Source organism: Mesorhizobium sp. M1143 (genome assembly GCF_040318435.1).
Lineage (GTDB): Bacteria > Pseudomonadota > Alphaproteobacteria > Rhizobiales > Rhizobiaceae > Mesorhizobium.
Window position 1 is genome coordinate 48,322 of sequence record NZ_JAMYMJ010000038.1, and the last position, 9,776, is coordinate 58,097.

The 9,776-nt window shown below is 63.4% G+C and carries 12 protein-coding genes; 10 read left to right on the top strand and 2 right to left on the bottom strand.

Annotated features, from left to right (window positions below):
• Window positions 1-8: 8 nt before the first annotated feature.
• The 7 genes from gap to NKH35_RS22515 all read left to right on the top strand — a co-directional run bounded on the left by gap (window position 9) and on the right by NKH35_RS22515 (window position 7,645).
• On the top strand, window positions 9-1,019 hold the full coding sequence (gene gap / locus NKH35_RS22485; protein ID WP_352545474.1) for a type I glyceraldehyde-3-phosphate dehydrogenase: 1,011 nt from the start codon (window positions 9-11) through the stop codon (window positions 1,017-1,019).
• 206 nt (window positions 1,020-1,225) lie between these two features.
• A complete protein-coding gene (locus NKH35_RS22490) occupies window positions 1,226-3,112 on the top strand; it encodes a potassium/proton antiporter (protein WP_352916475.1) in 1,887 nt (628 codons plus the stop codon).
• A 145-nt stretch (window positions 3,113-3,257) separates the two neighbouring features.
• On the top strand, window positions 3,258-4,460 hold the full coding sequence (locus tag NKH35_RS22495) for a phosphoglycerate kinase (protein WP_023670132.1): 1,203 nt from the start codon (window positions 3,258-3,260) through the stop codon (window positions 4,458-4,460).
• A gap of 120 nt (window positions 4,461-4,580) precedes the next feature.
• A complete protein-coding gene (locus tag NKH35_RS22500; RefSeq protein WP_023834988.1) occupies window positions 4,581-5,606 on the top strand; it encodes a class I fructose-bisphosphate aldolase in 1,026 nt (341 codons plus the stop codon).
• A gap of 175 nt (window positions 5,607-5,781) precedes the next feature.
• The gene (locus tag NKH35_RS22505; protein WP_352916477.1) at window positions 5,782-6,522 is read left to right on the top strand and encodes a DUF899 domain-containing protein; all 741 of its coding nucleotides are present in this window, start codon (window positions 5,782-5,784) and stop codon (window positions 6,520-6,522) included.
• A 63-nt stretch (window positions 6,523-6,585) separates the two neighbouring features.
• Entirely contained in the window at window positions 6,586-7,299 is a 714-nt protein-coding gene (locus NKH35_RS22510; protein WP_352916479.1) for an SGNH/GDSL hydrolase family protein, read from the top strand.
• An 85-nt stretch (window positions 7,300-7,384) separates the two neighbouring features.
• On the top strand, window positions 7,385-7,645 hold the full coding sequence (locus NKH35_RS22515; protein ID WP_023806523.1) for a hypothetical protein: 261 nt from the start codon (window positions 7,385-7,387) through the stop codon (window positions 7,643-7,645).
• A 9-nt stretch (window positions 7,646-7,654) separates the two neighbouring features.
• Here NKH35_RS22515 and NKH35_RS22520 read toward each other — a convergent pair whose 3' ends face one another.
• Window positions 7,655-7,816, bottom strand: a complete 162-nt coding sequence (locus tag NKH35_RS22520) for a hypothetical protein (protein ID WP_023670137.1) — start codon at window positions 7,814-7,816, stop codon at window positions 7,655-7,657.
• Window positions 7,817-8,020: 204 nt separating this feature from the next.
• Between NKH35_RS22520 and NKH35_RS22525 the strand changes: the two genes are divergently transcribed.
• The 3 genes from NKH35_RS22525 (at window position 8,021) to NKH35_RS22535 (ending at window position 9,629) form a co-directional block, all read left to right on the top strand.
• Window positions 8,021-8,191, top strand: a complete 171-nt coding sequence (locus NKH35_RS22525) for a hypothetical protein (protein WP_023670139.1) — start codon at window positions 8,021-8,023, stop codon at window positions 8,189-8,191.
• A gap of 181 nt (window positions 8,192-8,372) precedes the next feature.
• The gene (locus tag NKH35_RS22530; protein ID WP_031196067.1) at window positions 8,373-8,783 is read left to right on the top strand and encodes a hypothetical protein; all 411 of its coding nucleotides are present in this window, start codon (window positions 8,373-8,375) and stop codon (window positions 8,781-8,783) included.
• Window positions 8,784-8,909: 126 nt separating this feature from the next.
• Window positions 8,910-9,629 (top strand): helix-turn-helix transcriptional regulator, encoded by a 720-nt coding sequence (locus tag NKH35_RS22535; protein ID WP_023683994.1) that lies wholly within the window; start codon window positions 8,910-8,912, stop codon window positions 9,627-9,629.
• A gap of 59 nt (window positions 9,630-9,688) precedes the next feature.
• Here NKH35_RS22535 and NKH35_RS22540 read toward each other — a convergent pair.
• On the bottom strand, window positions 9,689-9,776 hold an 88-nt coding region (locus NKH35_RS22540), incomplete at its 5' end, for an IS3 family transposase (protein WP_352916481.1).

Consider the following 9,776-nt stretch of genomic DNA (forward strand, 5'->3'; position numbering starts at 1 on the left):
AGAGTAAAATGACCGTCAGAGTTGCCATCAACGGATTTGGCCGCATCGGCCGCAACATCCTGCGCGCCATCCATGAATCCGGCCGCAAGGACATCGACGTCGTCGCCGTCAACGACCTCGGCCCGGTCGAGACCAACGCGCATCTGCTGCGCTATGACAGCGTGCACGGCCGCTTCCCGCATGAAGTGTCGGTCTCGGGCGACCAGATCACCGTCGGCAAGGAGAGCTTCAAGGTCACCGCGATCAAGGACCCGGCGCAACTGCCGTGGAAGGAACTCGGCATCGACATCGCGCTCGAATGCACCGGCATCTTCACCGCCCGCGACAAGGCTGCCGCGCATTTGACCGCCGGCGCCAAGCGCGTCGTCGTCTCCGCGCCTGCCGAAGGTGCTGACCTCACCGTCGTCTACGGCATCAACCACGACAAGCTAAGCAAGGACCACATCGTCATCTCGAATGCGTCCTGCACCACCAACTGCCTGGCGCCGCTCGCCGCCGTGCTGCACGAGACCGTCGGCATCGAAAAGGGCATGATGACGACGATCCACTCCTACACCGGCGACCAGCCGACGCTGGACACCATGCACAAGGATCTCTACCGCGGCCGCGCAGCTGCCCTGTCGCAGATCCCGACCTCGACCGGTGCGGCCAAGGCGATCGGCCTGGTGCTGCCCGACCTCAAGGGCAAGCTCGACGGCATCTCGATCCGCGTGCCGACCCCTAACGTCTCGGTCGTCGACTTCAAGTTCATCGCCAAGCGCGCCACCACCGTGCAGGAGATCAACGAAGCGGTGATCGCCGCCTCCAACGGCAAGTTGAAGGGCATTCTCGGCGTCACCCATCATCCGAATGTGTCGATCGACTTCAACCACGATCCGCGCTCGTCGATCCTGGCGCTCGACCAGACCAAGGTCATGGACGGCAACTTCGTTTCGGTGCTGTCCTGGTACGACAATGAGTGGGGCTTCTCCAACCGCATGGCCGACACCTCGGTCGCCTTCGGCAAGACCATCGCCTGACCTGAAGGCATCGTCTCGCAGCTTCGAACGCCCGGCTTTGCCCGGGCGTTTTTCGTCAGCGCGCCGGGCAACGCGCGCCGAGCCGCCAAACGCCGGAAAATCAGCGGCATAAGGCAAAAAGCCATCCTTGCGCCTTGCACCGGCCATGCCTTCGCCCCACTCTCCCGTGAATCGGTAGAAAGAGGAATTCGAGGGGCAAATCACGGATGGAGCATGCGATCTATCTCGTCACGCTGGTCGGCACAGCGCTAGTCGTTGCCGCAGCGTTCTCGAGCCTGATCGCCTTCCGCTTCGGCGCCCCGTTGCTGCTGCTCTTCCTCTGCATCGGCCTCGCCAGCGGCGTCGATGGTCTCGGCATCGAATTCGACAATGCGCGCGTGGCATATTTTGCCGGCTCACTGGCGCTGGCGGTCATCCTGTTCGATTCCGGTTTCGGCACGCCGCTCAACGCGCTGCGCCAGGCGGCCGGACCGGCGCTGTCGCTGGCGACCTTCGGCGTAATCCTGACCACTGGCCTGTTCGGCGCCGCCGCCTATTACCTGCTCGACCTCAGCTGGCTGGAATCCTTCCTGCTTGGAGCTGCCGTCGCCTCGACCGATGCGGCTGCGGTGTTCTTCCTGCTGCGCGCCGGCGAAATCAATCTGCGCGAGCGCGTGCGCGCGACACTGGAAGTCGAATCCGGCACCAACGACCCGATCGCCATCTTCCTGACCATCACGCTGGTCGAGATCATCGCCGCCCACGCCAATCCCGAGGCCCATGTGCTGGTCACCGACCTGATCCTCGGCTTCCTGCTCAATATGGGGCTCGGCGCCGTCGTCGGCGTGCTTGGCGGGCTCGGCATCGTGCGCCTCGTTGACCGGCTCAACCTCGACCATGGCCTGCTGCCGATTTTCGTGCTGACCCTGTCACTGATGGTGTTCGCCGCCGCCGGTGCCATTGGCGGCTCGGGCTTCCTGGCGGTCTATCTCGCCGGGCTGATTGCCGGCAACTCCGACATCCGCGCCGTCACCATCCTGAAGCGCTTCCAGGACGGCATGTCGTGGCTGGCACAGATCATCATGTTCCTGATCCTCGGCCTGTTCGCGACACCCTCGCAGTTTCCGGCGATCATGGTGCCGGCGGTGCTGCTCGGCCTGTTCCTGATGTTTGTCGCGCGCCCTGTCGCCGTCTGGCTCTGCCTGATCCCGTTCCGCCTGCCGCGTCCCGAGATCGCCTTCGTCTCCTGGGTCGGCCTGCGCGGCGCCGTGTCCATCCTGCTTGCCATCACTCCGCTGCTCGGTGGGCTGGAGAACGGCCGCACCATCTTCAACGTCGCCTTCATCATCGTTCTGGTATCGCTGGTGGTGCAGGGCTGGTCGGTCGGGCCGCTGGCGCGCCGGCTCGGCCTGATCGTGCCGGCGAGACTCGGGCCGCTCGACAAGGTCGAACTCGAACTGCCGGGCTCCGCCCACCACGAACTGCTCGCCTACCGTGTTGCGCCCGGCAGCCCGGTGGCGCGCGGCGAGCGAATCCCGCGCTGGGCACGGCCCTCGTTGGTGCTGCGCGACGGCCGCTCGATGCGTTTCCAGGACATGGGCCGGCTCGCGGCCGGCGACCAGGTTTATATCTTCGTGCCCGACCGCTATCCGCGCCTGCTTGACAAGCTGTTTGCCAGCCGCGCCGTAGTCGACCCCGAGGATGCCGACTTCTTCGGCGCCTTCGCCGTCGATCCCGCCCGCTCGGCCGCAGAGCTCGAGGCCGCATACACACCGGGATTGAGCGAAGCCGAGCAGAAGCTCACCGTCGGCGCGCTGGTGACGGCAAGGCTTGGCGGCCATGCCGAATATGCCGACCGGGTGCTGATCGGCCCGATCGAATTGATCGTCCGCGACGTCGACGACAAGGGCAAGATCACCGGTCTCGGCCTCTCCTTCGAGCCGACCGCGCCGGTGGCGCGGGTTCCGGTGTTCCTGAGCGCCGGCGAGATCGGCGATCGTGTCTCCGCCTTCATCCGCAACTGGCGCAAGCCGACCGAGACGCAGACTGCAGAGGCGACAGCCAATGAGAAGGCCCTTGAGCCGACGGCGGAAAAGATAACGACAGAAGGCTGACAAGCGATCGGTTCACGCTGAGGTCCCGCATCATCACGACAGCCTTCGCCTTGATCTCAAAATTTAGCTCGCACCCCGGCTCAAGCCTTGCATCGTCATCGATGCGAGGTATGGTCCCGGCGATTTTCCACGGAAAGGAACCCGCATGGCCGCCTTCAAGACACTCGACGATATCGGCAATATCAGCGGCAAGCGCGTGCTGGTGCGCGTCGACCTCAACGTGCCCGTCGCCGACGGCAAGGTCACCGACGCCACCCGCATCGAACGCATCGCGCCGACCATCGCCGAGCTGTCCGGCAAGGGCGCCAAGGTCATCCTGCTCGCGCATTTCGGCCGCCCGAAGGATGGTCCCTCGCCCGAATTCTCGCTGGAGCCGATCGCCAAGGCTGCCGCGGAGGTGCTTGGCCGCCCGGTCGGCTTTGCCGGCGACTGCGTCGGCGACACGGCGGGCAGTGCGGTCGCCGCCATGAACAAGGGCGATGTGCTGCTGCTGGAAAACACCCGCTTCCACAAGACCGAGGAGAAGAACGACCCGGCCTTTACAGAGCGGCTCGCCGCCAATGGCGATATCTTCGTCAACGACGCCTTTTCCGCCGCCCACCGGGCGCACTCCTCGACCGAAGGCCTGGCGCGGCTGTTGCCGTCCTATGCCGGCCGCACCATGCAGGCCGAGCTCGAGGCGCTGGAGAAGGGGCTCGGCAATCCGGTCCGCCCTGTCGTCGCCATTGTCGGTGGCGCCAAGGTGTCGACCAAGATCGACCTGTTGATGAACCTGGTGAAGAAGGTCGACGCGCTGGTCATCGGCGGCGGCATGGCCAACACTTTTCTCGCCGCGCGTGGCACCGCTGTCGGCAAGTCGCTGTGCGAGCATGACCTTGCCGCGACCGCCAAGCAGATCATGATCGAGGCCGCCGAGGCAGGCTGCGCCATCATCCTGCCTGTCGACGGTGTCGTCGCCAAGGAATTCAAGGCGGGTGCGGCCAGCGAGACCGTTGCCATTTCGGATGTCCCGGCTGACGGCATGATCCTCGATGTCGGCGAAAAGACCGTGAAGACGATCGGTGAATGGATCGACCGCGCCGCGACGCTGGTCTGGAACGGCCCGCTCGGCGCCTTCGAGATCGAGCCTTTCGACCACGCCACGGTGGCGGCGGCCAGGCACGCGGCGGCCCGCACCAGGGCCGGCAAGCTGGTCTCGGTCGCCGGTGGCGGCGATACGGTGGCCGCCCTCAACCATGCCGGCGTCGCCGACGACTTCACCTATGTCTCGACCGCCGGCGGCGCTTTCCTCGAATGGATGGAAGGCAAGCCGCTGCCCGGCGTCGACGTGCTGAAGAAACAAGCCTGACCGGATCGGGGGCGCAAAAACGGACGCCAGGAACTTTCAATCGATTCGAGCTTTCCGATCCCATTCCTTTGGCGGTAGACTTCCGTTACGCGCGGAACGTACCCCCTTAGGAGAAGAAAAATGAGCGAACGTCTCGAAGACATTGCCGCCGCGATGGTGGCCGGCGGCAAGGGCCTGCTGGCCGCCGATGAGAGCTCCGGCACCATCAAGAAGCGCTTCGACGTTATCGGCGTCGAATCGACCGCCGATAGCCGCCGCGACTACCGCGAGATGATGTTCCGCGCCAAGGACGCAATGACGAAGTACATCTCCGGCGTCATTCTCTACGACGAGACCATCCGTCAGAAGGCTGCCGACGGCACGCCTCTGGTCGACATCATCAAGGCGGCGGGCGCCATTCCCGGCATCAAGGTCGATGCCGGCGCCAAGCCACTCGCCGGCTTTCCCGGCGATACCGTTACCGAAGGCCTCGACGGCTTGCGCGAGCGGCTCGCAGATTATTACAAGCTCGGCGCCCGCTTCGCCAAATGGCGCGCGGTGATCGACATCGACACCGGCAAGGGCGTGCCCTCGGTCAATTCGATTGCCTCCAACGCCCATGCGCTGGCCCGCTATGCCGCACTGTGCCAGGAGGCCGGCATCGTGCCGATCGTCGAACCGGAAGTGCTGATGGACGGCGCGCACGACATTGACACCTGCTACGACATCTCGAAGGCAACGCTGATCAAGCTCTATGACGAGCTGCATGCGGCGCGCGTTGTGCTGGAAGGCACCATCCTGAAGCCGAACATGGTGCTGGCCGGCAGGAAATCAGGTAAGGTGAGCAGCCCCGAAGAGGTCGCGGAAAAGACCATAAAACTGTTCCGCGAAACCGTACCGGCAGCGGTGCCGGGCATCGCCTTCCTTTCGGGCGGGCAGTCGGACGAGGAGGCGACCGCCAACCTCAACGCCATCAACGCCATTGGGCCGCATCCGTGGAAGCTGACCTTCTCCTATGGCCGCGCCTTGCAGGCCGCCCCGCAAAAGGCCTGGAGCGGCAAGGCATCGAACGTCGCCGCCGGCCAGGCCGCCTTCACCCATCGTGCCCACATGAACCATCTGGCGGCGCTGGGACAATGGAAGGCGAGCCTCGAACAGGCCGCCTGAGCGCAGTCCTCCTGGTTGTCATACAACCCGGGCCGATGCGCCCGGGTTTTGTTTATGCAAAGCCGGGCTTGGGACGGAGTTCGTCCATCCTTATCTCCTTTTCGGCAAAAGCTGACGGCGATGTCGGTTTCTGCCCACCCCAAACGTCCTTGGGTGAACAGACAGGGAGAACTTCATGACTCGCAACAAGGTGGTTTCGCGTGAAGACTGGTTTGAGGCGCACAAGGCGCATCTGGCGCGCGAGAAGGAATTGACACGGTTGCGCGAGCGCATCGCCGCCGAGCGGCGTGAACTGCCTTGGATGAAAATCCGCAAGGACTATGTCTTCGAGACCGAGCAGGGTCCGAAGAACCTGGCCGGACTGTTCGGCGCCAACAGCCAGCTCATCGTCTACCACTTCATGATGACGCCTGGGTCGGATCATCGCTGCGAAGGGTGCTCCTTCCTTGCCGACCATATAGACGGCGCCGATCAGCATCTCAGGCACCACGACGTGTCGCTGGTGGTGGTTGCGCGCGCGCCGCTGGCGGAACTGCTGCCTTACAAGCAGCGTATGGGTTGGAAATTCGACTGGGTTTCGTCCTACGCCTCGGATTTCAACTTCGACATGCAGGTCTCCTTCACCGACAAGCAGATCGCGGCCGGCGACACCACCTACAATTTCGAGACGCGTCCGCGCACGTCAAAGGACCTTCCCGGCACCAGTGTTTTCTACAAGGACGAGAACGGCGACATATTCCTTACCTTTATGTCGCGCGCCCGCGGCGGCGAGGCCCAGATCGGCACTTACGACTATCTCGACATGACACCGAAGGGCCGCGGCGAAAATGGCCCTTATCATAGCCTGATGGACTGGGTGCGGCTGCATGACGAATATCAGGACAAGCAGGCGGACAAGCCGAACTGCTGCGACTAGAAGCTCGTTCACCTCAGGCGAAACTTGCGCTAAGGCTGCCGCTGATCTCTAAACGGTATCGCCATGCGCTTCCCGGCCCTTCTCACCTGGCTTGCCTACCCCGTTTATGTCTGGCAAGGGCTCGGCGTGCGCCGCCGCACCACCCGCATGCTGCCGGCACAAGGGCCGGTCATGCATGAGATATCCGGCAAGCCGCCGGCCATCTCGCTGCTGGTGCTGGGGGATTCCTCCGCCGCCTCGGTCGGCATCGGCAATTCCGAGGACGGGCTTGCCGCGCAGCTTGCCATGCTGATCGCAAAACGAACCGGCCTTGCCGTGCGCTGGCGCGCCGCCGGCTTCAACTCGGCAACGTCGGGCCAGATCCGCGACCATGTGCTGCCCAATCTGTCGGCCGATCCGTGGACGCATATCGTGCTCGCCATCGGCACCAACGACACCAAGAATTTCCACTCGGTACCGCGCTTCAAGAAGGAGTTCGGTGGCCTGCTCTACGCCCTGCGCGCCAAATGGCCGGAGGCGCGCGTGGTGTGGTCGCCGGTGCTGGAATTCACCCGCGCGCCGGCCATGCCGCCGCTGCTCGGCAAGATACTCGAAATCCGCGCTACCGCAACGAACCGCATGGGCGAGCGCCTCTGTTTCGAGCGCGGCGCCTTGCCGGCGCCACGGCTGCCGATCACCAACCCTGAGGCCGGCTTTGCCTCCGATGGCTTTCATGCTTCGGAAGCCGGTTACCGCGCCTGGGCCGAACATCTGGTCGGATGGGTGCTCGCCGATTGACCTGAGGGGGCACAAGCTCGGACTGGTGGGCTTCAGAGAACTGACGTGAGTATTTCCAAATACTGTTGATTGCAGCCTGCTTCCAATGGATCTGAGCCAGAATATCATCCAGCAGCAATGGATGAGCTACGGCCTGGATTCCGAAACCGGCAACGACACCTGCACGCTGACCGGCAACCGCGCCGAATCGAGCAAGCATGTCATTCCGGCCGGCCCGGCCAACGCCACGCCTTTTATTGCGGCGAACCTGCCGGAATTCATGACGACGCGCGGTGGCGATTACTTCTTCGTGCCCAGCCTCAACGCCATCCGGATGATTGCCATGGGAACGATGGACCCGACCTGACCCTCAAGGCTATGTCCAGTGCCCCAGCGCACCCGCCAGCGCGATGGCCGCCATGGCGATCAGGGCCAGCTTCCAGAAATCGCCGCGCCGCTTCAGGCCCGGCCAGCCGAGCGGCTTGATCAGCTGAATGGCCATCATGCCGATGATGACGAGCGCGAGGAGTTTCGACATGCCCGCCTTTGAGCAGCATCGCGACAGGCTGTCAAAGCGGTTCTTGCATGGTCTCGGTCGACTTGGCCATTCCTGACAAAAGGCTCGTTTCCGAACCGACCGCGAAGCACCTCGCAGCTTTCTTCAACGAGCTGACATGCTCCTGACAGACTGCTGTCAGGAGGGGTATGCGATAGTGTCTCCATCAGAGAAGAGGAGATGGTCATGAACAGCTTTGGTATTTTGAACAGCGTACAGCACTATGTCGGCAAGATCCGCACGATGCGCAATGAAGTCCGTACCCAGCGCTTCCTGAACTCCTTGCCGGCGGACATCCGCAAGGACATTGGCTGGCCGGATATGTATGAGGGTCACAGCCGCATTCGCGAGATCTGAGGCGTTTTACATGACAATGCTTGGATGCGAACCCCGCAACGCCCGGATCATTGACATGGACCCCCGGGCAGCGACCCCTCGGGCTGGCGCAAAAACTTTGGCGCCTGCTACGGACAATGCTGAAGGCTCCTGACAGAATGCTGTCAGGAGCACCATGCCATAAACGTGTCAGGAGACATGAATGGTGAAAAGCTGGAACGACAGGCTGAACACGCCGGGCGTCAACGGCGTGAAGCCGACGCCACGCACAATGGGCGACGTCGTCGAGGGCCAGCCGATGCTGGTGCCGACGCCCCGTCAGGTCGATGATTTCATCCGCACGATCCCCAACGGCGTCGAGATGGATGTACGCGCCTTGCGCACTGCGCTCGCCATCGAGCATGGGGCGCAAGTGACATGTCCGGTCACCATCGGCTATCATCTGCGCACCGTCGCCGAAGCCGCCAATGAGGATCTCGAACGCGGCATGACGCTGAACGATATCACGCCGTACTGGCGTGTGCTCGACGTGAACACGCCGACAACGAAGAAATTGTCCTTCGGCGCGGAATTCGTCGCCGTGCAGCGCAAGCGCGAAGGACTTAAACCATAATGCGTGTCGCCCAAAAGTGCGCAGCGGTTTTTGGGAGAACGACAAGCATAAAACAGGACATGGATGTCACCCGGAACCGGTTTTGGGACCATGACATTCATAGACAAGCAGCCGAGGGACCATACGATGCGACGTGCCGACAGGCTCTTTCAGATCGTGCAGCACCTGCGTGGCGGCCGGCTGGTCACCGCCCAGAAGCTCGGCACATGGCTCGAGGTTTCCGAGCGGACCATCTACCGCGATATCGCCGATTTGCAGTCGACCGGAGTGCCGATCGACGGCGAGGCCGGCGTCGGCTACATGATGAGGGAGGGTTTCGACCTTCCGCCGCTGATGTTCACGCGTGACGAAATCGTCGCGCTGGTCGCCGGCGCCCGCATGGTGCGGGCCTTTGGCGGCGCGGCTATGGCGCGTGCGGCCGACGAGGCGCTGGTCAAGATCGGCGCCGTCCTGCCCGACGCCGAGAAGGACCGCATCGCCCGCACCGAGATCCACACGCCGATGTGGGTGGTGAGCGACGCCGCGCGTGAGGCGATCGACGTGATCGAGCGCGCTGTCGAGAAGCGACAGGTGCTGACCATCGACTACCGCGACGAGGCCGGCCGCGGCACCGGGCGTGACATCCGTCCGCTCGGTCTGTGGTTCTGGGGCAAGGTATGGACGCTGGTTGCCTGGTGCGAGATGCGCGACGATTTCCGCGCCTTCCGCATCGACCGCATCGCCTCAGTGGTCATCGCCGGCCGCATCTTCAAGCCTGAGCGCGGCAAGCAGCTTGCCGACTTCTACCGCGCCGTCGAACGCTCGGAGGACTATGGCATGACGCCGGACCGGGCGGCGCGCAGCTGAGACTTCGATAATCAATGAAAAAGCCCGCTCGATGAACTGACCCCATAAAGTTGGACGGTTCATTGAGTTGGCAGGTTTAAGGGCTGGTTCCTGTATTGCACAGGGGCCAGCCCTTTCAGTTTCAGTTTGATGCGGCGGTGGTTGTAA

What these genes read in the sequence shown, in the direction of transcription:
- gap (WP_352545474.1), top strand. Translation starts at nt 9, where the DNA reads ATGACCGTCAGAGTTGCCATCAACGGATTTGGCCGCATCGGCCGCAAC.
- NKH35_RS22490 (WP_352916475.1), top strand. Translation starts at nt 1,226, where the DNA reads ATGGAGCATGCGATCTATCTCGTCACGCTGGTCGGCACAGCGCTAGTC.
- NKH35_RS22495 (WP_023670132.1), top strand. Translation starts at nt 3,258, where the DNA reads ATGGCCGCCTTCAAGACACTCGACGATATCGGCAATATCAGCGGCAAG.
- NKH35_RS22500 (WP_023834988.1), top strand. Translation starts at nt 4,581, where the DNA reads ATGAGCGAACGTCTCGAAGACATTGCCGCCGCGATGGTGGCCGGCGGC.
- NKH35_RS22505 (WP_352916477.1), top strand. Translation starts at nt 5,782, where the DNA reads ATGACTCGCAACAAGGTGGTTTCGCGTGAAGACTGGTTTGAGGCGCAC.
- NKH35_RS22510 (WP_352916479.1), top strand. Translation starts at nt 6,586, where the DNA reads ATGCGCTTCCCGGCCCTTCTCACCTGGCTTGCCTACCCCGTTTATGTC.
- NKH35_RS22515 (WP_023806523.1), top strand. Translation starts at nt 7,385, where the DNA reads ATGGATCTGAGCCAGAATATCATCCAGCAGCAATGGATGAGCTACGGC.
- NKH35_RS22520 (WP_023670137.1), bottom strand. Translation starts at nt 7,816, where the DNA reads ATGTCGAAACTCCTCGCGCTCGTCATCATCGGCATGATGGCCATTCAG.
- NKH35_RS22525 (WP_023670139.1), top strand. Translation starts at nt 8,021, where the DNA reads ATGAACAGCTTTGGTATTTTGAACAGCGTACAGCACTATGTCGGCAAG.
- NKH35_RS22530 (WP_031196067.1), top strand. Translation starts at nt 8,373, where the DNA reads ATGGTGAAAAGCTGGAACGACAGGCTGAACACGCCGGGCGTCAACGGC.
- NKH35_RS22535 (WP_023683994.1), top strand. Translation starts at nt 8,910, where the DNA reads ATGCGACGTGCCGACAGGCTCTTTCAGATCGTGCAGCACCTGCGTGGC.